Source organism: Micromonospora sp. NPDC005171, assembly GCF_040608575.1.
GTDB lineage: Bacteria > Actinomycetota > Actinomycetes > Mycobacteriales > Micromonosporaceae > Micromonospora.
In genome coordinates this window covers 37,138-57,957 of sequence record NZ_JBEXIM010000015.1, presented here as the reverse complement: position 1 = coordinate 57,957, position 20,820 = coordinate 37,138, and the positions used below count along the sequence as shown (strand labels likewise).

Genomic DNA, 20,820 nt, shown 5'->3' with positions numbered 1-20,820 from the left:
GTCAACGGCTTTGTCCGGTCGCCCGGGTTCGGGCACCCGGTGTCGACGACTCGCCGATCCGCAGCAGCGGCCAGTCGGCCAGGTCCCGCAGCAACTGCCGGTCGTGGGTGGCGACGACGACGGCGGCGCTCGTGGCGCGGATCGCGGCGGTCAGCTCGTCGGCCAGGGCCGACGACAGATGGTTGGTCGGCTCGTCGAGCAGGATCAGCGTGGGACGCCCGGCCAGCACGAGCGCCAGGTCGAGGCGGCGCTGCTGCCCCTGCGACATCCGCCCGACGGGCGTCCGCATCGCGGCGGAGTCCAGCAGCCCGAGCGATCCGAGCGGCACGGCCTCGGCGGCGGGCAGCATCCCGCGCGACACCAGTCGTCCCACCTGACGGGCGTACACCTCGTCGGCGGTGAGTTCGGGGGCCTGCCCGGTGGTCTCCTGGCTGAGCCGGGCGACCCGTGCCTCGCTCGCCGTCCAGGCGTACCCGTCGGTGGGTGCGAGCGCTGCGGCGAGCACCGCGAGCAGTGTGGACTTCCCGGCGCCGTTGGGCCCGGTGACGAGCAGCCGGCCGCCGCCGTCGATGCTGAGGTCGACCGGACCAGGCAGCCGCCCGTCGACGGCGACGCCCTGTGCACGTACCTGCGGCGCGCCCGGACGTACGCCGAGGTCCGGTAGCCGCAGCGTCGGCGGTGGTTTCGGGACGTCGATCCGGTGTGCCTGGAGCGCGTCCTGCTGCCGGTTCAGGGCCTGCACGACGCCCGGCGCGCGGGACTGGCGCTGGTGCTTGCCGGTCCCCTTGTCCGGCCGCCAGCCGGTGGAGAGCCGGTCGCGGGCCTTCGACACCGCGTCCTGTAGCCGTCGACCCTCGGCCTGCTGCTGCTCGTACTCCTGCTCCCAGTGCTCCCGCTCGCGACGCCGCGCGTCCTGCCAGGCGTCATGACCTCCGGCGTAGACCCGCGCCTTTCCGTCGCGGGTCGGGTCGAGGTCGAGGAACCGGTCCGCGACGTCGTGCAGCAGCGCCCGGTCGTGGCTGACGATGGCGAGACCGCCGTCGTGCTCGCGCAGCCGGCGGGTGAGGAAGTCCAGACCATCAGCGTCGAGGTGGTTGGTCGGCTCGTCGAGCAGCAGCACGTCGTGCCGCGCGCCGAGCAGGCACGCCAGCCGTACCCGGTAGCGCTGCCCCACCGACAACGTCGCCAGGGGACGGTCGCGGTCGGTGCAGGCGTCAAGGGCCTCCAGTGCCATGTCGACGCGACGTTCGGCATCCCACGCGTCGAGCCGGGTGGCCGCGTCGAGCGCGGCGGCGTAGCGGTCCTCGGCGCTCGGATCGCCAGTGGTCAGGGCGAGGGTTGCCTCGTCCAGCGCGGCCAGGGCGGTGAGTGACGCGCCCAGCGCCTCGGACGTGAGGGTGCCGACCGTCCCGCCGTCGGGGGCGGGCAGTTCCTGGCGGGCCAGGCCGATGGTGCCGGCCCGCTGCACGGTGCCGTCGTCCGGCGTGATCAGCCCGGCGAGGACGTGCAGCAGCGTCGTCTTGCCGCGACCGTTTTCGCCGACGACCGCCAGCCGCGTCCGGGCGGCGACGGTGACCGAGACATCGGTCAGGACGCGACGGGACCCGCGGGTCACTGTGACGTCGGTGGCGCGTACGTGCGCGCTGCCGGCCTCGACGGACCGGGACAGGGATTCGGGGTTCGGGGTGAGGTTCAACGGTGCTCCGCAGCTCGCGATGGAGCCGGGCAGCAGCTAACGGCCGCCCGGCGGGAACCGGGACGGCGAGCGCGAATTCAGCAGAACGAAGGGCGCCGCCGTCAGCGGGCGGAGCGGACCTTCTGCGACCAGATACCTCGTGCCATGACGGCGATGTTAGCAACCTCGGCGCATCAACTCCCGAGGATTTCGCCCACCCCCGGGTGAGCGCGACACGAGGTGGGCGGGGGAATGCCAGCGTCCCGTTTACCGGCGGGAGCGGGCAGCAGGGCGATCAGCGCGTGCGCCGCGCCGAGGGCGTGCCGGAGGTCGCGCGCCGACGCCAGCAACCTCCTCCGCAGCGCAGTGGGCGATCAGAGCCGCTGGTAGATGCCGTGCTCGCGGGTGAGCAACCGCTCGTCGATCAGATGCCGGCGCAGCGTCACGTGATCCGACCCGCCTGCGGCGCACCACGGCTTGAGCGCGTCGTCGACGGCCCGTTCCGGATAGCGCGTGCCCAACTCGAACGACCGCTCCGCGATGTGCGCCAGCAGGACCCTGCGCCGGCTCGGTTGTGCCGGCAGACCCACCAGGACGCCCGCGCGCAGGAAGGTCCGCAGCACCGGGTCGACGCCGGGCTCGGCCTCGTCGGCCGGGCGGCTGTCGCGCGCGGTGGCCTGCAGTGATGCCTCGTCGGCCGCGAGCGCGCCGTCCGCGCCGGTGACGAGACCCGCGTCGGTAAGCCGGCGGACCCCGGTGAGCACCACCCGCGCCGGAAGGCCGGCGCGTTCGGCGACCTCGGTCGCGCTTGTCGCACCCAGCACGATCGCCGCGAAGATCCGTCGCCGTCCGTCGTCGGCCAGGGCCCCGGCCAGCACATGCGCAGTCACGCCGGTCACCCTTCCATCAGCGGTACGCGGACCGCCAGGCGATTTTCCGGCCTGCTCAGTCGGTCTGCGGCGTGCTCTGTGGCTGTTCGGCGACGAGCAGCACCCGGCGCAGCAGGTCGGATAGGTGTCGCCGCTCGGTCGCGGTGAGCGCGCCGAGCAGGCGGTGCTCCTCGGCGCCCTGGACCTCCATCGCCCCGCGCCACGCGGCCTGACCCGCCTCGGTGAGCTCCACGTCGACCCGGCGACGGTCGACTGTCGACGGGATCCGGCGTACGAAGCCCCGCCGCAGCAACGCGTCCACCCGCGCCGTGATCGAGGCGGGGGCCATCGTGAGGTCCGCGGCGAGGTCCGAGGGTGCCGCCCGGCCACCGTGGCCGGCCAGGGCGTGCAGGGTGTCGTACTCGTGGGCCGGCAGGTCGAAGTCGACCAGAACCCGCTCCTTGACCGCCCGAAGGTGCCGGGTCAGTCGGATCATCCTGGTCACCGCCCCCTCGACGTCCGCGTCGAGGTCGGGCAGCACGGGCAGCCAGCGCTCGATGTGCTGGTCGACGGCGTCCGGGGTGGTCGTCACCGCGCCAGCTTACCTCAGCGTCGAAATATTCATTGCCGAAATATTCGATGTCGAAGTATGTTGTGGTGATGGCTCACCCCCTGCGCAACCACTCCTTCCGGCTGCTGTTCCTGGGTCGCACCCTCTCCGCTCTCGGCGACGCCGTGGTGCCCGCCGCGCTGGCGCTGGCCGTGCTGCGGGCCACCGGCTCCACCGGCGCGCTGGCCGTCGTCCTCGCCGCTGCCGTCGTCCCCCGGCTGCTCCTGCTGCCGTTCGGCGGTGTGGTGGCCGACCGGTTCGACGCCCGTCGGGTCGCCCTCCTGGCCGACCTGGTCCGCTGCGCAACGCAGCTGGCGGTCGGCGTCGAGCTGCTCGGCGGCGACCCGTCGCTGACCACGGTGGTGGTGGCGTCCGCGCTCGGCGGCACCGCCTCGGCGTTCGCCATTCCGACCGCGTCTCCGCTGGTCGCCGGCACCGTCGAACCAGCCGAACGGCAGCGCGCCAACGCCCTGATGGGGGTCACCGCCAACGCCAGCCGCCTCGCCGGTCCGGCGCTGGCCGGCGCGCTGATCTGGGCCGCCGGGCCCGGCTGGGCGTTCATCCTGGACGGCGCGTCGTTCGCGCTCAGCGCCACGCTGCTCGCGCTGGTGCGGGTCCGCCACGTGCCGGTGCCCCGCCGTTCCGTCCTCGCCGACCTGAGGCACGGCTTCGGCGAGGTACGCGCCCGCGACTGGTTCTGGACCAGTCTGCTCGGGCACGGCGTATGGAACGGCGCAGCCGCCGTGCTGATGACCCTCGGGCCGGCCGTCGCCATCGACCAGCTGGGCGGCGAGACGACCTGGGTGCTGCTCTTGCAGGCCGGCGCGATCGGGATGCTCACCGGATCGCTGCTGGCCGGGCGGGTCCGGCTGCACCGGCCGGTGCTGCTGGCCAACCTCGGGCTGGCCTGCTACGCCGCGCCGCTGTTCCTGCTGGCCGTCGCCGCGCCCGTCGCCGCGGTGATCGCCGCCTACGCGGTGGCGCTGACCGCCCTCGGCTACCTCAACCCGGTGTGGGAGACCGTTGTGCAGCACCACTTCCCGCCGGAGGTCCTGGCCCGGGTCACCTCGTACGACTGGCTGGTGTCGTTGGGTGCCATGCCGCTGGGCTACGCGTTGGCGCCGTTGGCCGCCGACGCCTTCGGCGCACCCGTCCCGCTGGCCGTGGCGGGCCTGCTGGTCCTCGCCGCCTGCGCGGGCACCGCGCTCGTGCCCGGCGTACGCCGACTCACCTGGCCGGCGACCCCGCAACCGCAACCGGCCGAACCCACCGTCGTCCGTTGATCCGATCGATCGTCGGTGCGGCCCGGCCCACCCACGACGGAGGCTCCCGGCCGATGCCGGGAGCCTTGCGTGCGATGTGGTTGGTCAGCCGGCGTCGCGAGCCATGGCGACGAAGCCACGCCACGACTGCGCGCTGAACGCCAGCGTTGCGCCGTCGCGGTCCTTCGTGTCACGAACCAGGACCACACCCGGCAGGTTGTCGGCGACCTCGACACAGTCACCACCGTTGCCGCCGCTCTTCGTGCTCTTCCGCCACCGCGCACCGGTCATGTCCATGATGCTGCCGCTTCTCTGAGAAGGTCCATCGAACGCCCTCGGGGCAGGGCCTCGCCGCGAATACGCTCCCACCGCCGTTCCAGGCTAACAAGATCCGACGTTTGATCGAGGATCTGCGCCCGTGCCGCGCTGTCGACGTGCGCGACCCGCGACCCGTCCGGCATGTCGGCGATGGTGAACGGCCCGTCGAGGCCGGGGTAGCTGGGGGCGTCCGCCGGGACGATGTGGAGTTGGATGGTGCCCGCCTCGGTGTAGCCGACCAGGCGCGCGAGTTGCGCCGCCATCAGCGCGCGGTCGTCGCCGACACGCCGCCTCAGCACCGCCTCGTCGAGCACCGCGATCAGCAGCGGGCCGCCACTACGGCCGAGAATCGCCTGCCGGTTGATCCGCGCCTCGGCGAACTCGGCGACCGCCTCCGGTGTCAGCACCCCACCGGCCAGGGTCGCCCGGGCGTACGCCTCGGTCTGCAGCAGGCCGGGCACCCAGGCGAGTTGGAACGACCGCAGCGTCACGGCCTCGCGTTCGAGGTCGACCCACGGCCGGAACCACACCGGCTCGCGGCGACGGACCACGTCCGGCCACAGCGCGTCGGCGTCCTTCGCCAACAACCCGGCCACGGTCGCGCGGTGTCGGCTCTGGGGAATGTGCCCCGGGTTTGCCCACCTGGCGACGGTCTTCGGGTGCACGCCGAGCTGACCTGCCAGGCTCTCGGCGGTGTGACCCGCCGCAGCCAACGCTGCGACAAAGGCGTGGTTCATGCCGTCCCTCCCGTGGAACAAATCCGCTGCGATGAAGAGGTTACGTAACGCTGTGTGTTTGTCCAGCAACACCCGGCAAAGTGCGGTGTAGACGGAGCCGCAAGGAGGAGGAGAGGCTGTGCAGAACGAGGTACGAGGCGCCCTCAGAGGCGGGGACGTGGTCCTGCTGACCACCGCCGCGAGCGTTCAATTCCGCAAGTCGACATTCGTCCAGCCCCGCCGGTCCACACCGGAGCAGCGCCGCGCGACAGTGGCGGTCGGCTGATGTCCGAGCGTCCGAAGCACTCGCCGTTGCGACCGTCGTGGCGCTGCCCGGTCTGCGGCATCCTGTGGCCGTGCTCGGCCGCTAAGCTGCGACTGCTCGGCGAGTTCCGCGGTGATCGGCCGGGCCTGTTGATCCACCTGGCGAAGGTCCAGGAGGAAGCCACAGCTGATCTCACCAAGCTCAACCCGGACGTCGCGCTGCCCGATCTGACCCCGCGTTTCGTCGGCTGGGCGGAAGCCCGCTGAGGCGTCGTCAGCCACCTCCGAAGGGGGCACGGACGGGCCTGTACGAGGCGGTGCGATGCGAGAGACTGACGGGCGTGACGACCCATTGCGGGATGAGGCCGGCAGGATGAGCCGGTCACACAGGATTGTCGTCGCCGTGCTCGCCGCGGTGGGTGCCATCCTGATCTACCTGGGAGTCACCGCCCAGGTGCGCTCGATGACGGAGCCTCTCACCGTCACGCGGACCGCCGTCGACTTCCCCACGCTCGCCGCGAAGGGCGTGGTCTTCTTCGCACCCCTGGATCCCACCATCGCTCCCATGATGGACGCGGTGACGCCGCTGATCCGTTGGGTCGTGATCCTGCTGATCGGGGTGTCGACGTACCTGGCCTGCGGCCTCGTCACCCGACGGACGCACCCGTTCATCGCGGCGATGACCGGCGCGGCCGCCGCCCTCACCGCCACGGCAGTGGGGGACCTGCTCTGGTGGGCCACGTTCGTGGTCCGTGTCCACACTGCCCCCGCCGGCTGGTACGCCAACGAGGCACTGGACCATTCCACGCTCCTCGCCAGCGCACACCTGACGCTGACTGCCTGGACCTCCGACGCCCTCTTTCTCGGCTGGCTGGTGGCAGGCACGAACGCATCCCTGGTGGGGGGCGTCAGCCTGGCCATGGTGCTGTTGGATCGGCTGAACAAGGCGACCGACGAGGATGACGGCGAAGACGAGGGCCAGGACGCGGTTGACGACACGGACGAGGACCCGGAGCCGACAGACCGCGTCCCGCTGATCGGCGACGTGCGAGGACGCAGCGCGAACCTGGCCCTGGCCGGTGCCCTTCCGGTGCTGCTGCTGATGCTGATCAACGGCACCCACGCGGTGCGGGAGAGCTATTCCGGGAGGGGTTTCCTCGGACTGCTCAGGGAATTTCTGTACCGTCCCGCCCTGTCGCCGCCGCCACGCACACGCGGCGACGTGGAATACCGGCTGACTCACGAGATCGAGCCGAATCCCCTGACGATGGATGTGTGGGTGCACAGGTCGGTGCTCGCCATCGCCCTGCTGCTGGTGCTGTGGCTCCTGCTGTGGGCGCTGCTCGCCGGCCTGCCGAACTCCGGGCACCGTCTCGGGCTCGTCGTCGTCTGCTGGGGTGCCACGATCGCGGCTTCCGCGCTGACCGCGACGTCCGACGTCCTCGTCGACTGCGCGGTCCCGGACTCCCCCACCGGCTGCGCGCCCTGGGAGTCCCTGGGGCTCCAACTGACCTCCGCGCTGCGCTTCGGCGCGGCCTGGGGTTGGCTCGTCGCGCTGCCCGTGCTGCTGGCCCGCCGGCTCCTCGACACCGACACGTCCATCAACACGTCCACTGATACGCAGGAGACTCCGGTCCATGAGTCCACGTAACAAGCGCCCACGTCGCCGTAAGGCAGCTCCCGCGCCGGCAACCGTCGCCTGGTGGAAGCGCCCCGTCACCTGGCTGCTGACGATCGTGATCGGCGCCGTCGGCGCCTGGCTCGGCGCCGTCCTCCTCGGCACGATCAACCAGTGGAAACCGGCGAACGAGCTGGCCGAGAAGCTGGCCGGCCGGGGGCCACTCGTCGTCCTCGACGTGAAGCACATTCCGTACCCGCAGGAGGGTGCGCTCAACTACGTCTACCCCGCCGGCTCCGACCTGGCCCGCCTGGACGCCGATCGGCCGGACGATCCGACAGTCCAGGCCGGCGCTGTCGACGTCGAACGGAGCACGTGGGAGATCACCCTCGTCGGCACCCGGGACGAGGCAGCCGAGGCTGTCGACCTCCGGCCCGTCCTCGTCGAACCCTGCCGCGCCCCGCTCACCGGGATCCGGGAGCCCAACGAATCCCAGGGTGACTCGGCGAAGGTCGTCCTCGTGACACACGTGGATCGCCCGAATCCCCGGATGCTCGTCGAGGACCGGGAAGGCACGGACGCCGGTGCCCCGTTCTTCGCCACCCACAAGATCACCCTGCCCAAGGGCGAGAAGAACGTCATTCAGGTACGAGCGCTCAGCGCCAAGCAGCACTGCCGATGGCGACTGGAGTTGGACTACCTCGCCGACGGAGGACGCCAGACGATGGTGATCTCGGCACCCGGCGACAAGCCGTTCGAGGTGACCGGGCGCGCGGACGACTCGGCCTACACCTGGGTATACCTCAGTCCGATCATCGACTGCCGTGCCAAGGACGGCACCAAAACCGACCGGCTGCGCATCACCGGCGCCGAGTACGCGCAGATGATGCGCGACAAGCGCACCTGCCCCTACTGACAGCCGCCGGACTGGTCGACAAAGCCTGCCTGTGCGGCTACGACTGCTCGCGACCGTCACCGTCGGTGCGCAGCCGTGCGTGCAGGTGCATGTCGTGCCAGCCGTCGGCGTGGCGCACCGACCCGCGGGCCACGCCCTCCTCGGTGAAGCCGGCCCGCGCGGCAACCCGGCAGGACGCCGCGTTGCCGGTCGAGTGCTCCAGGGCCAGCCGGTGCAACCCGCTCCGGGTGAAGCTCCACCGGGTCAGGGCGAGCAGCACCTCGGTGGCGATCCCCCGCCCGCGCGCGGCAGGCACCACCCAGTACGACACCTGCGCCGACGCCTCGGTCAGCAGCACATCGCGCAACCCCACCTGACCGACGGGCCGGTCGTCGGCGTCGACGACCGCCCAACTGGCGGCGCTCTCGTCACGCCAACGGCTCGCCCACTGCGCCGTCCACACCCGTGCCTCGTCGTCGCTGTCGAGCCGACGCACATGCCACCGCTGGATCGCCGGACAGCCGAAGGCAGCCCGAACGGCCGGGGCGTCGTCGTCACGCCACGGCCGCAGCGTCAGCCCGGGGCGTACCGGAAGGTGGGGTTGGCCCTGGGCGGCGAGGCTCCCGGCGGGCAGGGCGGGCGCGACGAGCAGCGGCATCAGCCCATTATCGGGCCGACGGACTCACTCCCCGGTCGGGCCGCCCGCGAGTTCGGCGACCACGTCGAGGTGACCCAGGTGGCGGGCGTACTCCTGCACCAGGTGGAACAGCACCCGCTCCAGCGACGCCGGGTCCGCGCCCTTCCAGCGAGGGCCCGGCGCACCGATTTCGGCCAGGTCGTGTGCCGTCACCACGGCCGTGGTGTGCGCGCCCTGCGCCCGCAGCGCCGCCACCAGATCCGCGCGGGTCTCGTCGGGGGCGACGTACCAGCGGTCGTCGCGGCGGTCGCCCCACGGCTCGGCGACGTCCCGGCCCTGGAAACCCCACTCGATCCAGCGCCGCTCGACGTGGCGCAGGTGCGTGAGCAGCTCCAGTGGGGTCCACCCGGACGGCAGCCGGCTGCGCCGCAGCTCCGGCTCGGCCAACGCCGACACCTTGGCCACAACGGACTCGCGGAAGTAGTCCAGGTAGCGCACGAAGACCTCGGTGCGGCTGCCGGCCGGGTTGGTGGGCTCGGGAAACGACGTCATGAACCGGTCGGCAGGTCACGGGCGCGCTGACGCACCCCGGCCGCGCCGTACGGGTAGTCGCCGACCAGCGGGGCGCTCGCCTCGTCCAGCAGGCGCATCTGCTCGGCGTCGAGGACCAGGTCGGCGGCGGTCAGGTTGTCGTCGAGCTGGTCGGTGGTGCGCGCGCCGAGGATCACCGAGGTGACCGCCGGTCGGCCCGCCAGCCAGGCCAGCGCCACCGCCGACATGGACACGCCGCGGTCCCCGGCGATCTGGCGGACCGCGTCGAGCACCCGCCAGGTGCGCTCCTCGGCGTTGCGACCCGCGTACGCCTCGACGCCACGGTGCGGGTTCTCGCCGAGCCGGGTCGCGCCGGTGGGCGTGCTGTCGCGCTGGTACTTGCCGGTCAGCCAACCGCCACCCAGCGGTGACCACGGCAGGATGCCGATGCCCTCGTTCTCACAGACCGGCACCAACTCGAACTCGATCTCCCGGGCCAGCAGGTTGTACTGCGGTTGCAGGGTCACGATCGGGGTGAGGTTGAGGTGCTGGGTGAGCAGGGCGGCCTTCTGCAACTGCCAGCCGGTGAAGTTGCTGACCCCCGCGTAGCGGATCTTGCCGGCGCTGACCGCATCGTCGAAGAACCGCAGCGTCTCCGGCAACGGGGTGAGCGGATCCCAGGCGTGCGCCTGGTACAGGTCGATGGTCTCGACGCCGAGCCGGCGCAGGCTGGCGTCCAGGGCGCGGGTGAGGTGCACCCGGGACAGACCGGCGTCGTTCGCTCCCGGGCCCATCGGGAACCGCCCCTTGGTGGCGATCACCAGGCGGTCACGCAGGTCGGGTCGGCTGCGCAGCCAGCGCCCGATGATGTCTTCCGAGACACCTGTGGAGTAGACGTCGGCGGTGTCGATGAAGGTGCCGCCGGCCTCGACGAACCGGTCCAGTTGGGCGAAGCTGCCGGCGTCGTCGGTTTCCGCGCCGAAGGTCATCGTGCCCAGACACAGGGTGGACACCACGGTGCCGGTGCTGCCCAGAGTGCGATAGCGCATATCGTCCTTTCGGTCCGAGTGACGAAGCTGATCTTCGCACCCGTCCCGGCCACCCGCACACGGGACAGTGCCGAACACCGGCACGGGCACCCGCGCGGCCACTGCGAGGGTCATCATGAGCGGGTGAGCGAGCCCGCGATCGGCATCGACAGTCCTCACCAGCCCGCCCAGTCGCCCCCGTCGGCGGTGCCACCCGAGCCCGGCGCGCGCAGCCGCGGCCCGTGGCTGGTGGCCGCCGCCACCACAGTGACGCTGCTGCTGCTCGCGGGCCGCTACGGCTATCACCGTGACGAGTTGTACTTCCTGCTCGCCGGTCGGCACCTCGACTGGGGTTACGTCGACCAGGGGCCGCTGGTTCCGGCGCTGGCCCGGCTGCTCGACACGATCGCCCCGGGCAACCTGGTGGTGCTGCGTACCCCGTCGGCGGTGCTGGCCGGCGGCGCGGTGCTGCTGGTCGCCGCCATCGCCCGGGAGCTGGGCGCCGGCCGGGGCACGCAACTCGTCGCGGCGGTGCTCGCCGCGCTCTCCGGCATCGTGCTCGCCAGTGGTCACCTGCTCAGCACCACCACCGTCGACCTGCTGGTCTGGTTGGTCGCGGCCTGGTGCGCGGTGCGGTTGCTCCGCACCGGTGACAGCCGCTGGGCGCTGGGCATCGGGCTGGCGCTCGGGGTGGGCATGCTCAGCAAGCTGCTGCCGGCGCTGCTGGCCGTGGGCCTGGTCGCCGGGGTGCTCATCGCCGGGCCGCGTCGACTGCTACGCGACAGGTGGGTGCTCGCCGCCGCCGGGATCACTGTGCTGCTGGCCGCGCCGAACCTGATCTGGCAGGCGGCCAACGGCTTCCCGCAGCTCGGCGTGGCCGCGTCCATCTCCGACGGCGACAGCTCCTACAGCGGTCGGCTCGACGCGTTCACCCTCCAGTTCGTCATCATCAGCCCGTATGCCGTACCGATCTGGATCGCCGGTCTCGTCGCGCTGCTGCGCCGGCCGGCGTGGCGGGCCTACCGGGCGGTGGGCTGGGCGTGGCTGGTGGTGGTTGGCATCGTGCTGATCGCCGGCGGCAAGGGTTACTACGACGCGCCGCTGTTGCTGGTCCTCACCGCAGCCGGTGCGGTGGTGACCGCCGCCTGGGCCGCGCGCGGGTCGGTCCGGGTGCGTCGAGGGCTGCTCGCGCTGGGCGTGGTGCCGCTCCTGCTGCCCAATATCGTGCTGCTGTTGCCGGTGCTGCCGGCTGACCGGTTGCCCGGTTTCGTGGTCGACGTCAACTACGACGCGGGAGAGACGATCGGTTGGCCGGAGTTCGTCGACTCGATCGCCATTGTCCACCGTGGATTGTCGCCCGAGGAGCGTTCGCGAGCGGTCGTCCTCACCGGCAACTATGGCGAGGCCGGCGCGGTGGCCCGGTACGGGCCGGCCCGTGGTCTGCCTCGGGCGTACTCCGGGCACAACAGCATGGTCGACTTCGGTCGGCCGCCCGCCGACGCGGACGTGGTCATCGCCGTCGGCTGGGAGCGCCCGGACCAGCTGACCACCTGGTTCGAGCAGTGCGCGCCCGCCGGTCGGGTGGACCAGCGGGTCGAGGTGGAGAACGACGAGAACGGCGGCCCGATCTTCGTGTGTCGGGGGCTGCGGCGTCCGTGGGCGCAGATCTGGGACACCGAGGTACGCCACACCGGCTGACAGTGGTTCAGCTGGTCCCGCTGGTCAGCCAGGCCTGGATGCCGACGAGCGCCTCGGGGCCGGAGTTGGCGTCGACGTCGCGGGCGAGATCGGCGATCGTGACCGCGGCGAGCGCCTGACGCCACGCGTCCTCGGCCGCCCACATCGCGCGGGCGACCGGGCACGGCGTGGTACAGGCGTCGGCTGGGGTGGCGAAGGGTCCGCGCTGGCGGATCTCGGTGCAGACGAAGGTCGGGCCGGGGCCGTCGACGGCCCGCACCACGTCGAGCAGGGTGATGCTCTCCGGTGCGCGGGTCAGCACGTACCCGCCCGACTTGCCCTGCACGGAGTGGATCAGGCCGGCGCGGGCCAATGCCTGGAGTTGCTTGGCGAGATAGCTGCTGGAGACGTCGTGCAGCTCCGCCAGCTTGGCCGCCGGAACGGGCGTGTGGCTGGCGGTGAGCACCACGCAGCAGTGCAGCGCCCACTCGACCCCGCCGGACATCTTCATGACGTCACCCTAGTCACCCCGTTACTCGGATTCATTGTGTCCGAGTATAGTTCTCGGACAAGAGAGGTCCGAGTATCGGCTGAACCTCAGCCGTCGGACCACGTCGTCACGGGAAGGTGCAAGGCATGAAGATCGCCGTACTGGGCGGGACCGGCCTCATCGGGTCACAGGTCGTCAAGATCCTGCAGGCCGCAGGCCACGAGGCAGTGCCGCTCTCGCCGTCCACCGGGGTGGACCTGCTCACCGGGCAGGGCCTCTCCGACGGCCTCGCCGGCGCCGAGGTCGTCGTCAACCTGACCAACTCGCCAACCTTCGACGAGGCCTCGCCCGCCTTCTTCCAGACGACCATGGACAACCTGCTGGCCGCAGCCGCCCGCGCGGGCGTCGGCCACGCGGTGATCCTCTCCATCGTCGGCGTCGACCAGGTGCCCGACCTGGACTACTACCGCGCCAAGACCCTCCAGGAGGACATCCTCACGGCCGGTCCCATCCCGTACTCGATCGTCCGCGCCACCCAGTTCTTCGAGTTCGTCGAGGCGATCATGTCCTGGACGGCCGACGACACCACCGTCCGGCTGCCCAGCACGCCGGTGCAGCCGATGGCCGCCGCCGACGTGGCGCAGGCCGTCGCCGAGGTCAGCATGGGCGCGCCGTTGCAGGGCGTCCGCAACGTCGCCGGGCCTGACGTCTTCGCCCTCGACGAGCTGGGTCGGATCACCCTCGCCGCCCGCGGTGACCAGCGCACCGTGACCACCGACAACACCGCCGGCATGTTCGCCGCCGTGCCCGGCGATGTCCTCATTGGCTCCGACGACGCCGTCATCGCCCCCACGGCGTACCGGGAGTGGCTCGGCCGCCAGGCCTGAGCCGGCACACCCCGCACGCCGCCGTGCCGGACGATCACGACGGCGGCGTGCGGACCCCGGCCCGCCACTCGTTCGTTAGGATCGCGAAGACGAGTTGGTCGGCCCACTCCCCCTTGAACAGGTAACTCTGGACATGGCGGGCCTCCTGCCGCAGGCCGAGTCGCGCCATCATCCGGGCCGACGCGGTGTTACGACCGTGGCACCGGCCGTAGACCCGGTGCAGGCCGAACTCGGTGAAACCCCAGTCCAGCAACGCGGTGGCGGCCTCCGTGGCCAACCCGCGACCGCCGTGGTCGGGGTGGAAGACGAACCCGAGTTCGGCGGTACGGTCCAGCTGGCTGCGCCACACCAGCTCCACGATCCCGATCACCGCGGCGTCGGCGACCACGGCCACCGTCAGGCAGTCACCCTCCGCGCGCCACGCGTCCTCCCCCGTCATGGCGAGCACCGACGCCCGCGACTGCTCACGGGTACGCGGCTCCGCCCCGAGCATCCAGCGCACCACGTCGGGTCGGCGCTGAAACGCGTACACGTCGTCGAGGTCGTCGACGGTGACCGGGCGCAGGACGAGCCGCGCGGTGCGGATCGGGTACGTCGGCTGGAACATCACGCGATCGTAGAGACCCGCGTGGAGCGTTCCGGTGCCGGCCGATCCGCGTCCGCGCGGCGGGGCAGCAGCAGCGGGCTCGCGAGGATCACCAGCCCGGCGACGGTGATCGCGGTACGGGGGCTGGTGGCCTGCGCGAGCAGCCCACCGAGCGCGCTGAGGGCGGCGATGGCCGCGCTGCTGCCGATCGACCAGGCCGACAGGGTACGGACGACGCGATCCTTCGGAATCTGTTCCAGGCGGTAGGTGGCGAGCACCGGGTTGTACAGGCTCATGCTGATGATGATCGCGAACTCGACGGCGATCACCGTGGCGAGACCGACCACGCCGGGTTGGACGACGGCGAGGCCGATCAGCCAGATCGCGCGCAGCGTGCCCACGGTGCGGATGATCCGGTGTTGGCCGTAGCGCGCCACCACCCGACGGGCCAGACGTGACCCGATGAGACCGCCGACGCAGGGCACGGCGAAGGCGAGGCCGTACTGCCAGGGTGGAAACCCCAACTCGCCGAGCAGGAGTACGGCCAGCAGCGGCTCGGTGGCCATGATCAGTCCGCCGACGAGCAACTGGTTGAGGTAGAGCGCCCGCAGGCCGCTGTGGGTGAGCAGGTGCCGCCAACCGTCGAGCAGCTCACCGGACCGGACCCGGGCCGCGCCACTGCGTCGGGGCTGGTCCTCGTGGCTGCGAATGGCCGCCAGGCCCAACGCCGACAGCAGGTAGCTGAGCGCGTCGGCCACGATGGTGACGACCGGCCCGAACAGGCCGACCGCCGCGCCGCCCAGCGGCGGCCCGAGCGCGATCGAGCTCCAGGCCGTCGACTCGAACCGCGCGTTCGCCACCAGCAGGTCCTCCGGCCGGAGGAGGGCCTTGAGGAAGGCGCCGCTGGCCGCGTTGAAGGCGATCTTGGCGGTGGCGACCACGGCCGATACGACAAGCAACTGCCCGAAGCTGAGCCGGCCGATGGCGTACGCGACGGGGATGGTCAGCAGGGCCGCGAACCGGGTCAGGTCCATCGCGATCATCACCTGCCGCTTGCGGTGGAACTCCACCCACGGCCCGAGCGGTAACGCGATCAGCGCGCCCACCGCCGGCCCCAGCGCGGCCAACACCGACACCTGGGCGGGGCTGGCCTGCACCACCAGCACGGCGATCAACGGCAACGCGCCGAACCCGAGCCCCGAGCCGTAGGCGCTGACCGCGTACGACGCCCACAACCACCCGAACCGCCGACCCAGGGATCGCTTCGCGGACAAGCCCACACCTCCCGCTGTCGACAACTCGTCGTTGACCGCCGCGATCAAAGCAAGGTCGGTGACTTCGGATCAAACAACCGAATGAGCGGCGCGCCACAACCACAGGTTGTGTCAGTAGGGTTCGTCGGGTGAATCTTGATGCCGTCCGCACCTTCGTCGCCGCCGTCGACGCCGGCCAGTTCCAGGACGCCGCCGCCGCGCTGTCGATCACCCAGCAGGCCGTCTCCAAGCGCATCGCCGCCCTGGAGAAGGACCTCGGGGTACGGCTGTTCACCCGCACCGCGCGCGGCACCCACCTCACCGTCGACGGTCAGACCTTCCTGCCGCACGCCCGTGAACTGCTGCGGGCCGAGGCGCGCGCCGACGCCTCCGTACGCCCCGGTCGACGGGCACTGCGCGTCGACGTGCACAGCCGACGGACCGCACCAGCGGTGCTGCTCCAGGACTTCCACCGCGTGCATCCCCGCATCGAACTGGACGTCGTCACCCTCGACGCCGACGTCCACGCCGCGATGGCCGCCGTCGAGGCGGGGACGGTCGACGCCACCTTCCACGCCGTCACCGTCGCAGCGCGTCACCTGCCCGCCGCGATCAGAACCACGCGTGTGATCGACGAGCACCACGAGTTGCTGGTCGGCCCACGTCACGCCCTGGCCAACGCCCGCACCGTCACGCCCGCGCAGCTCGCCGAGCACCGCATCTGGATGCCCGGTATGGCGCCCGGCACCGAGTGGGCCGACTACTACGACGAGCTCGCCGCCGCGTTCGGCCTCACCATCGACCGGGTCGGGCCGGTCTTCGGCAACGAGGCGCTGCTGGCCGAGATCGCCGACTCCGCGGAGCTGGCGACCCTCGCAGGCGTTCGCACCCGGTACCTGTGGCCGGACAGCTACGACCTGCGGCGCGTGCCGGTGCGCGACCCGGCGCCGATCTATCCCATGTCGCTCATCTGGCGCGACGACAACCCGCATCCCGCGCTGCGCGCACTGCGCGACTACCTCAACTCCCGGCGAACGCAGGCGTCCGACATCGAGGTGTGGCTACCGCCCTGGGGTTAGGCGGCGACTATCCCATGACCACCAACCGGGTGGCGGCGTGTTGACACGCGTTCACCCGGCACTACATTTAACGTGTTGGTTAAGTGACTGGAGGCCCTGGTGTCTGGCAGCGATCAACTCAGCGCGGTGTTCTCGGCCCTCGCCGACCCGACCCGGCGGGCGATTCTCGCCGAGTTGGCCGACCGCGAGGCCACGGTCACCGAGCTCACCGCTCCCCTCCCGATCTCCATGCCGGCGGTGTCGCGGCACCTGAAGGCGCTTGAGCGCGCTGGGCTCATCTCACGTACCCGGTCGGGAAAGTTGCGGATGAGTCGCATCGAGGCCGCCCCGCTGCGCGAAGCGGCCGAGTGGATCGAGCGCTACCGGCGGTTCTGGGACACGTCCCTCACCCGTCTCGACGCCCACCTCGCGGCCGTGCAGGCCGCCGGTCGCCCAACGGACCGAACGGTCCACGGCCCGGTGATTCCCGACAGCGAATCACCGGGCAATACTCACGACAAGGAGAATTGATGGACAGCGACGATCCGCAAATCGTCATCTCACGCGTGGTGGACGCGCCACGGGAGCTGGTCTACCGAGCTTTCACCGACCCCGACCACCTGGCGGCGTGGTGGGGGCCGATCGGCAACTCACTGCCCCGCGAGGAGATGGACTTCGACATCCGACCCGGCGGCCACCAACGGTGGACCGAACTCTTCCCGACCCAACCCGGCCTTCGAGTCGATGTCCACATCGACCTCACCGACGTCGCCGACGGCGAACTGCTCGACGGCATCGTGCACGTCACCGGGCAGCTGCCGGACGGCCATCAGCCGCACGAGACACGGATGCGGGTCGAGTTCCACGACGAGGCCGATGGACGGACGCGACTCGAGATCCGTCAGTGGCTCCCCGAGCAGCTGGCCGCCCCCGCCGCCCAGGGTTGGAACGAGGCCTTCTCCAAACTGGACGCCACACTGCGGAATGCCCACCTCGTCGCAGTCGACGTCGAGGTGTGACGCCATGGCCAAGCTGATCTACGTGACCAACGTGTCCCTCGACGGTTACATCGAGGACGAACACGGCAGATTCGACTGGACCCCACCAGACGACGAGTACCTCGCGTTCCTCACCGACCTGGTCCGGCCCATGGGTACCTACCTCTACGGCCGACGCCTGTACGAGTCGATGTCCCTCTGGGAAACCGACCCTTCCCTGGCCGCACAGTCGAAGCTCACGGCCGACTTCGCCGACGTCTGGCAGGCAGCGGACAAGGTCGTCTACTCCACCACGCTGGACGCGACCTCGACCGCCAGGACCCGGCTCGAAACGAGCTTCGACCCCGCCTCGGTACGCGCCATGAAAGCCTCGGCCACCAGTGACCTCACTATCGGGGGCGCACACCTCGCGGCGCAGGCATTCCAGGCCGGGCTGATCGACGAATGCCACCTGCTGATCCACCCCATCCTCGTCGGCGGAGGCAAGCCCGGGCTGCCCAGCGGCACCCGAGCTGGTCTGGAGCTACTGAGCAACCGCCGACTCAGCAACGGCGTGATGTCCCTGCACTACCGCGTCCGCGCCTGAGACGGTCGTCGGCGTCACCGACCTGGAAGGATGTCGGTGACGCCGGCCGGGCCGCCGGCCGAAGCGACGCGCAGCTCGCGTTTGGGCGATCAGTCGCCGTACCAGTGCAGCGCCAGGTCAGGCTCGTCACGCCACCGCGCCAGCAACGCCTTCAGCGCCGCCACCAGCCCACGCTCCTCGTCGTTACCCGCCACCGCCCCCAGGCGGTCGACGTCGGCATCGAGCTGCGGCAGGTCCTCACGAACAAGTACGCCGTCCGACCATGGGTCGAGCTGACCCAGGATGGGAAGTCGGTTACCGCCGGCCGCGTTCAGCAACGGCAGCAGCTCCTGCACCGACACGTCGAGCAGCACACCGCGTACCCGCGCTGTGGCCCACTCTTCGGCGTCAGCGCGATGGCGTGCACGCCGCTGCGCGCGGGTGGCACGACGCAGGCTCTTCGGGCGTGGCAGCGGAGCGCGCAGCACCAACAGCAGACCCACCCCGGCGACGCTACGGCAGCACCACCCTGGACAGCGCAACCGACTACCGAGCGACCGAGCAGGCACGCCTGCGCGTCAGGCGTCACTCGACGACGGCACGTGACGTGGATAGGGTGACGCGGTGCTGTCGGCGGTGAAGGGTCTGTCCCGCTACCACACCGAGGAATCCTTGCGCGCCTACCTGCTGGGGCGCTCGCAGCGCACCGAGAACGGCTGCCTGATCATCGAGGGCTACGGCCGGCGACGCGGGGTGCACCAGAAGGTCGCCGGTCGCGCCTGGGCGCACATCGCCGCGTACGTTGTCTTCGTCGGCGGGTACGACCCCGCCCTCGACGTCGACCAGACCTGCGGTGCCGCCGACTGTATCGAGCCGACACATCTGCGCCAGCTCAGCCGGACCGAGGCCTGCCGCAGCCGGAACCAGCCGGCACAGTGCCGCAACGGCCACGACCGTGAGCTCGACCCGGTCACCGGCCGGTACCGTCGGGTCTGTCGCATCTGCAACCGGGAGGCTCAGCGGCGGTGGCGTGAACGCGAAGCCGCCGAGGTAGCCCAGGCCCGCGCCGCGTACGGCCGCTCGTAGTGACCGTTCTGGAATGACCAGCTTCCCCGCGACCGCCCGCCGGGTCCGCGACGAGAGCCTCAGCCCCCGACGGCGCCGGATGCACCTACGGAACTGCCACTACCACTTCGCGCCGTACGGCTTCCACGCCACCTGGCACCACCTGGCGACCAGCCACCGCATCCCCGGCGGCATCGAGGTCGATCCCCCGTCGCTGGTCCAGGCCCTCGGTGAACTCGAGATCGCCCGCGCTCTGGTGCTGGTGAGGGCAGGCACGTTCGCGGCCCAGCGGCGCCTGCAGAAGCGGGAGGGCCGACGAAGCCCCGCAACGCCGCAGAAGCATCCCACCGAACAGCTCCCGGTCGTGGTGAAGCGCGTGCTCGACGCGTACGCCGCGGGGGCCGACCCGGCCGGACGATGCCTGGTCTGCGGTGACGAGGCCCGCCGCCCACGCACGGCCTGCCGGAACTGCGGCGTCCTGCCCGGAGGGCGGCGGGGCTGAGGAAGATCGGGACAGCGGTCAGCGCTTCGACGTACGTTGTTGCGCTCTGCCAGGGTCCCCGATGATCGTGGGCCAGCACGCGGACATGCCGGGAACCATTCATGGCTTCGGCGACTCCAAGGCAGACAGGAGGCCCTCGTCAGCGCGATGACGCGCCGGGAAATCCGCTGTCGGTCGGCGGAGGGGGGTGGTACAAAGCCGCGGTGGAGAAGACCCTGGAGTTCGCTGACCTGTTGCGGCTGATCGACGAACGATCAACCGCTTTCCGGGCGGCGGTCACCGCGGCGCCCAGCCTCGACGTGCGGGTGCCGACCTGCCCCGAGTGGACGTTGTTCGACCTGGTGCAGCACCTGGGCGAAGGGCGCCGCAGGTGGGCCGCCATCGTGGCCGCGGGGCCCGCCGACGCTCCGCCGGCCTTGCCCGCCCCGGTGGTGCCTCGGGAGCGCGAGGGCCTGCTGGCCTGGTTCGCCGCGTCCACGAGGGAGCTGCTGGACGCGCTGCGGGAGGCCGGCCCGGATCGTGGTTGCTGGACGTGGTGGGGCCCGTCGCAGTCGCCGCAGACGACCGGTGCCGTCGCCCGGCACCAGCTGCAGCAGGTCGCCGTGCACACCTACGACGCCCAGGTCGCCGTGGGCGCCCCGCAGCCGCTGCCGGACGACGTGGCCCTCGACGGTGTCGACGAATTCCTGACCACCTGCGTCGCGACGACGGTCGCGTGGCCGCACAAGCCCGCGGTCATCGACTACCACGCCACCGAGGGCCCTTCCTGGCGGCTCTGGTTCTCCGCCGACGGCGCCCGGACCGCCCGCCTCCCCACGCCGGTCAGCGGCGAGCGCCCGGAGGTGGCCTATGCCTCCGCCCGGGGCACGGCCAGTGAGCTGGTCATGTTCTGCTATGGCCGCATTCAGATGGACTCGCTGCAGCTCGACGGCGACCGGCGCGTCTTCGACCAGCTGATCGCGTGGGAGCCGGAGGAATAGGACCCACCGCCCTGCGCCGACCTCGGCCTCAGCGGCACGGCGGTGGGTCCTCGGCCTGTCACTCACTCCTAGCGGTATTTCAGCGAGTCCGCCCGCCCACCTGTTCGATGTCGGCGATCGTCAGCGTCGGCATCCGCAGCTGGGCCGGCGTCACCTCGGCCGAGGTCGGCGGGGCGTCCGCCGGCTTCCAGGCCCCGCCGCGCAGCAGCGCCCTGGGGCAGTGCGGGTAGACCTTCTCGATGCCCAGCACCAGCGCACTGGCCGGTGGCTTGCTTGCCCAGGGCGGTCAGCTGCGACAGCAGCTTGGAGCGAGTGGAGCGGCCACGAGCGTTCAGG

The 20,820-nt window shown here is 71.3% G+C and carries 27 protein-coding genes; 14 read left to right on the top strand and 13 right to left on the bottom strand.

The annotated features are described in order from the left end of the window. Nucleotide 1 precedes the first annotated feature (1 nt). The 3 genes from ABZU74_RS19440 to ABZU74_RS19430 form a co-directional block, all read right to left on the bottom strand. A complete protein-coding gene (locus ABZU74_RS19440) occupies nt 2–1,696 on the bottom strand; it encodes an ATP-binding cassette domain-containing protein (protein ID WP_355425530.1) in 1,695 nt (564 codons plus the stop codon). A gap of 353 nt (nt 1,697–2,049) precedes the next feature. Continuing rightward, on the bottom strand, nt 2,050–2,565 hold the full coding sequence (locus tag ABZU74_RS19435; protein WP_355425527.1) for a DUF2087 domain-containing protein: 516 nt from the start codon (nt 2,563–2,565) through the stop codon (nt 2,050–2,052). Between the two features lie 55 nt (nt 2,566–2,620). Next, a complete protein-coding gene (locus ABZU74_RS19430) occupies nt 2,621–3,136 on the bottom strand; it encodes a MarR family transcriptional regulator (RefSeq protein ID WP_355425525.1) in 516 nt (171 codons plus the stop codon). 68 nt (nt 3,137–3,204) lie between these two features. Here ABZU74_RS19430 and ABZU74_RS19425 point away from each other — a divergent pair, with 68 nt between their 5' ends. After that, nucleotides 3,205–4,437, top strand: coding sequence for an MFS transporter (locus ABZU74_RS19425; RefSeq protein WP_355425522.1), 1,233 nt, complete (start codon nt 3,205–3,207; stop codon nt 4,435–4,437). An 84-nt stretch (nt 4,438–4,521) separates the two neighbouring features. On the opposite strand, the gene ABZU74_RS19420 is transcribed toward ABZU74_RS19425, so the two are convergent. After that, complete coding sequence (locus ABZU74_RS19420) at nt 4,522–4,713, bottom strand: DUF397 domain-containing protein (protein ID WP_355425519.1); 192 nt, start codon at nt 4,711–4,713, stop codon at nt 4,522–4,524. Then, on the bottom strand, nt 4,704–5,471 hold the full coding sequence (locus tag ABZU74_RS19415; protein WP_355425516.1) for a DUF5753 domain-containing protein: 768 nt from the start codon (nt 5,469–5,471) through the stop codon (nt 4,704–4,706). Before ABZU74_RS19415 ends, ABZU74_RS19420 begins: the two co-directional genes overlap by 10 nt. A 118-nt stretch (nt 5,472–5,589) precedes the next feature. Between ABZU74_RS19415 and ABZU74_RS19410 the strand changes: the two genes are divergently transcribed. From ABZU74_RS19410 to ABZU74_RS19395, 4 genes are all read left to right on the top strand, one after another. After that, nucleotides 5,590–5,736, top strand: coding sequence for a hypothetical protein (locus tag ABZU74_RS19410; protein WP_355425513.1), 147 nt, complete (start codon nt 5,590–5,592; stop codon nt 5,734–5,736). Beyond that, on the top strand, nt 5,736–5,981 hold the full coding sequence (locus ABZU74_RS19405) for a flavin reductase (protein WP_355425511.1): 246 nt from the start codon (nt 5,736–5,738) through the stop codon (nt 5,979–5,981). The genes ABZU74_RS19410 and ABZU74_RS19405 overlap by 1 nt, the downstream gene beginning before the upstream one ends. A 106-nt stretch (nt 5,982–6,087) precedes the next feature. Further along, a complete protein-coding gene (locus tag ABZU74_RS19400; RefSeq protein ID WP_355425509.1) occupies nt 6,088–7,365 on the top strand; it encodes a hypothetical protein in 1,278 nt (425 codons plus the stop codon). After that, nucleotides 7,352–8,248 (top strand): hypothetical protein, encoded by an 897-nt coding sequence (locus tag ABZU74_RS19395; RefSeq protein WP_355425506.1) that lies wholly within the window; start codon nt 7,352–7,354, stop codon nt 8,246–8,248. Before ABZU74_RS19400 ends, ABZU74_RS19395 begins: the two co-directional genes overlap by 14 nt. 37 nt (nt 8,249–8,285) lie before the next feature. Here ABZU74_RS19395 and ABZU74_RS19390 read toward each other — a convergent pair whose 3' ends face one another. From ABZU74_RS19390 to ABZU74_RS19380, 3 genes are read right to left on the bottom strand one after another with little or no spacing between them, the layout of a single operon-like run. Further along, entirely contained in the window at nt 8,286–8,885 is a 600-nt protein-coding gene (locus ABZU74_RS19390) for a GNAT family N-acetyltransferase (protein ID WP_355425503.1), read from the bottom strand. A 24-nt stretch (nt 8,886–8,909) separates the two neighbouring features. After that, nucleotides 8,910–9,416: a DinB family protein gene (locus ABZU74_RS19385; RefSeq protein WP_355425500.1), complete on the bottom strand. Its 507-nt coding sequence runs from the start codon at nt 9,414–9,416 to the stop codon at nt 8,910–8,912. After that, nucleotides 9,413–10,444: an aldo/keto reductase gene (locus ABZU74_RS19380; RefSeq protein ID WP_355425497.1), complete on the bottom strand. Its 1,032-nt coding sequence runs from the start codon at nt 10,442–10,444 to the stop codon at nt 9,413–9,415. The genes ABZU74_RS19385 and ABZU74_RS19380 overlap by 4 nt, the downstream gene beginning before the upstream one ends. Nucleotides 10,445–10,567: 123 nt before the next feature. Here ABZU74_RS19380 and ABZU74_RS19375 point away from each other — a divergent pair, with 123 nt between their 5' ends. Continuing rightward, nucleotides 10,568–12,121, top strand: coding sequence for a glycosyltransferase family 39 protein (locus ABZU74_RS19375; RefSeq protein WP_355425495.1), 1,554 nt, complete (start codon nt 10,568–10,570; stop codon nt 12,119–12,121). A 7-nt stretch (nt 12,122–12,128) separates the two neighbouring features. Here ABZU74_RS19375 and ABZU74_RS19370 read toward each other — a convergent pair whose 3' ends face one another. Further along, nucleotides 12,129–12,611: an Rrf2 family transcriptional regulator gene (locus ABZU74_RS19370; protein WP_355425492.1), complete on the bottom strand. Its 483-nt coding sequence runs from the start codon at nt 12,609–12,611 to the stop codon at nt 12,129–12,131. 125 nt (nt 12,612–12,736) lie between these two features. Between ABZU74_RS19370 and ABZU74_RS19365 the strand changes: the two genes are divergently transcribed. After that, on the top strand, nt 12,737–13,477 hold the full coding sequence (locus ABZU74_RS19365) for an NAD(P)H-binding protein (protein ID WP_355425489.1): 741 nt from the start codon (nt 12,737–12,739) through the stop codon (nt 13,475–13,477). A 34-nt stretch (nt 13,478–13,511) separates the two neighbouring features. Here ABZU74_RS19365 and ABZU74_RS19360 read toward each other — a convergent pair whose 3' ends face one another. Both ABZU74_RS19360 and ABZU74_RS19355 read right to left on the bottom strand, forming a co-directional pair. Continuing rightward, a complete protein-coding gene (locus tag ABZU74_RS19360; RefSeq protein ID WP_355425487.1) occupies nt 13,512–14,084 on the bottom strand; it encodes a GNAT family N-acetyltransferase in 573 nt (190 codons plus the stop codon). Next, nucleotides 14,084–15,337 (bottom strand): MFS transporter, encoded by a 1,254-nt coding sequence (locus ABZU74_RS19355; protein WP_355425484.1) that lies wholly within the window; start codon nt 15,335–15,337, stop codon nt 14,084–14,086. Before ABZU74_RS19355 ends, ABZU74_RS19360 begins: the two co-directional genes overlap by 1 nt. 128 nt (nt 15,338–15,465) lie before the next feature. Here ABZU74_RS19355 and ABZU74_RS19350 point away from each other — a divergent pair, with 128 nt between their 5' ends. The 4 genes from ABZU74_RS19350 to ABZU74_RS19335 all read left to right on the top strand — a co-directional run bounded on the left by ABZU74_RS19350 (nt 15,466) and on the right by ABZU74_RS19335 (nt 17,958). Then, nucleotides 15,466–16,395, top strand: coding sequence for a LysR family transcriptional regulator (locus ABZU74_RS19350; RefSeq protein WP_355425482.1), 930 nt, complete (start codon nt 15,466–15,468; stop codon nt 16,393–16,395). 99 nt (nt 16,396–16,494) lie between these two features. Then, entirely contained in the window at nt 16,495–16,905 is a 411-nt protein-coding gene (locus ABZU74_RS19345; RefSeq protein WP_355425479.1) for a metalloregulator ArsR/SmtB family transcription factor, read from the top strand. Further along, entirely contained in the window at nt 16,905–17,393 is a 489-nt protein-coding gene (locus tag ABZU74_RS19340; RefSeq protein ID WP_355425476.1) for an SRPBCC domain-containing protein, read from the top strand. The genes ABZU74_RS19345 and ABZU74_RS19340 overlap by 1 nt, the downstream gene beginning before the upstream one ends. A gap of 4 nt (nt 17,394–17,397) precedes the next feature. After that, the gene (locus tag ABZU74_RS19335; protein WP_355425473.1) at nt 17,398–17,958 is read left to right on the top strand and encodes a dihydrofolate reductase family protein; all 561 of its coding nucleotides are present in this window, start codon (nt 17,398–17,400) and stop codon (nt 17,956–17,958) included. An 89-nt stretch (nt 17,959–18,047) separates the two neighbouring features. Here the strand turns inward: ABZU74_RS19335 and ABZU74_RS19330 are convergent, their stop codons facing one another. Then, nucleotides 18,048–18,440, bottom strand: a complete 393-nt coding sequence (locus ABZU74_RS19330; protein ID WP_355425471.1) for a hypothetical protein — start codon at nt 18,438–18,440, stop codon at nt 18,048–18,050. A 121-nt stretch (nt 18,441–18,561) separates the two neighbouring features. On the opposite strand from ABZU74_RS19330, the gene ABZU74_RS19325 reads away from it, so the two are divergent. The 3 genes from ABZU74_RS19325 to ABZU74_RS19315 all read left to right on the top strand — a co-directional run bounded on the left by ABZU74_RS19325 (nt 18,562) and on the right by ABZU74_RS19315 (nt 20,484). Beyond that, complete coding sequence (locus ABZU74_RS19325; protein WP_355425468.1) at nt 18,562–19,023, top strand: HNH endonuclease; 462 nt, start codon at nt 18,562–18,564, stop codon at nt 19,021–19,023. 13 nt (nt 19,024–19,036) lie between these two features. Next, nucleotides 19,037–19,504 (top strand): hypothetical protein, encoded by a 468-nt coding sequence (locus tag ABZU74_RS19320; RefSeq protein ID WP_355425465.1) that lies wholly within the window; start codon nt 19,037–19,039, stop codon nt 19,502–19,504. Nucleotides 19,505–19,707: 203 nt separating this feature from the next. Next, the gene (locus ABZU74_RS19315; RefSeq protein WP_355425462.1) at nt 19,708–20,484 is read left to right on the top strand and encodes a maleylpyruvate isomerase family mycothiol-dependent enzyme; all 777 of its coding nucleotides are present in this window, start codon (nt 19,708–19,710) and stop codon (nt 20,482–20,484) included. A gap of 79 nt (nt 20,485–20,563) precedes the next feature. Here ABZU74_RS19315 and ABZU74_RS19310 read toward each other — a convergent pair whose 3' ends face one another. Continuing rightward, complete coding sequence (locus tag ABZU74_RS19310) at nt 20,564–20,734, bottom strand: hypothetical protein (protein ID WP_355425459.1); 171 nt, start codon at nt 20,732–20,734, stop codon at nt 20,564–20,566. Between the last annotated feature and the right edge of the window lie 86 nt (nt 20,735–20,820).

What these genes read in the sequence shown, in the direction of transcription:
- ABZU74_RS19425 (WP_355425522.1), top strand. Translation starts at nt 3,205, where the DNA reads ATGGCTCACCCCCTGCGCAACCACTCCTTCCGGCTGCTGTTCCTGGGT.
- ABZU74_RS19420 (WP_355425519.1), bottom strand. Translation starts at nt 4,713, where the DNA reads ATGGACATGACCGGTGCGCGGTGGCGGAAGAGCACGAAGAGCGGCGGC.
- ABZU74_RS19415 (WP_355425516.1), bottom strand. Translation starts at nt 5,471, where the DNA reads ATGAACCACGCCTTTGTCGCAGCGTTGGCTGCGGCGGGTCACACCGCC.
- ABZU74_RS19405 (WP_355425511.1), top strand. Translation starts at nt 5,736, where the DNA reads ATGTCCGAGCGTCCGAAGCACTCGCCGTTGCGACCGTCGTGGCGCTGC.
- ABZU74_RS19400 (WP_355425509.1), top strand. Translation starts at nt 6,088, where the DNA reads ATGAGCCGGTCACACAGGATTGTCGTCGCCGTGCTCGCCGCGGTGGGT.
- ABZU74_RS19395 (WP_355425506.1), top strand. Translation starts at nt 7,352, where the DNA reads ATGAGTCCACGTAACAAGCGCCCACGTCGCCGTAAGGCAGCTCCCGCG.
- ABZU74_RS19390 (WP_355425503.1), bottom strand. Translation starts at nt 8,885, where the DNA reads ATGCCGCTGCTCGTCGCGCCCGCCCTGCCCGCCGGGAGCCTCGCCGCC.
- ABZU74_RS19385 (WP_355425500.1), bottom strand. Translation starts at nt 9,416, where the DNA reads ATGACGTCGTTTCCCGAGCCCACCAACCCGGCCGGCAGCCGCACCGAG.
- ABZU74_RS19380 (WP_355425497.1), bottom strand. Translation starts at nt 10,444, where the DNA reads ATGCGCTATCGCACTCTGGGCAGCACCGGCACCGTGGTGTCCACCCTG.
- ABZU74_RS19370 (WP_355425492.1), bottom strand. Translation starts at nt 12,611, where the DNA reads ATGAAGATGTCCGGCGGGGTCGAGTGGGCGCTGCACTGCTGCGTGGTG.
- ABZU74_RS19365 (WP_355425489.1), top strand. Translation starts at nt 12,737, where the DNA reads ATGAAGATCGCCGTACTGGGCGGGACCGGCCTCATCGGGTCACAGGTC.
- ABZU74_RS19360 (WP_355425487.1), bottom strand. Translation starts at nt 14,084, where the DNA reads ATGTTCCAGCCGACGTACCCGATCCGCACCGCGCGGCTCGTCCTGCGC.
- ABZU74_RS19340 (WP_355425476.1), top strand. Translation starts at nt 16,905, where the DNA reads ATGGACAGCGACGATCCGCAAATCGTCATCTCACGCGTGGTGGACGCG.
- ABZU74_RS19335 (WP_355425473.1), top strand. Translation starts at nt 17,398, where the DNA reads ATGGCCAAGCTGATCTACGTGACCAACGTGTCCCTCGACGGTTACATC.
- ABZU74_RS19320 (WP_355425465.1), top strand. Translation starts at nt 19,037, where the DNA reads ATGACCAGCTTCCCCGCGACCGCCCGCCGGGTCCGCGACGAGAGCCTC.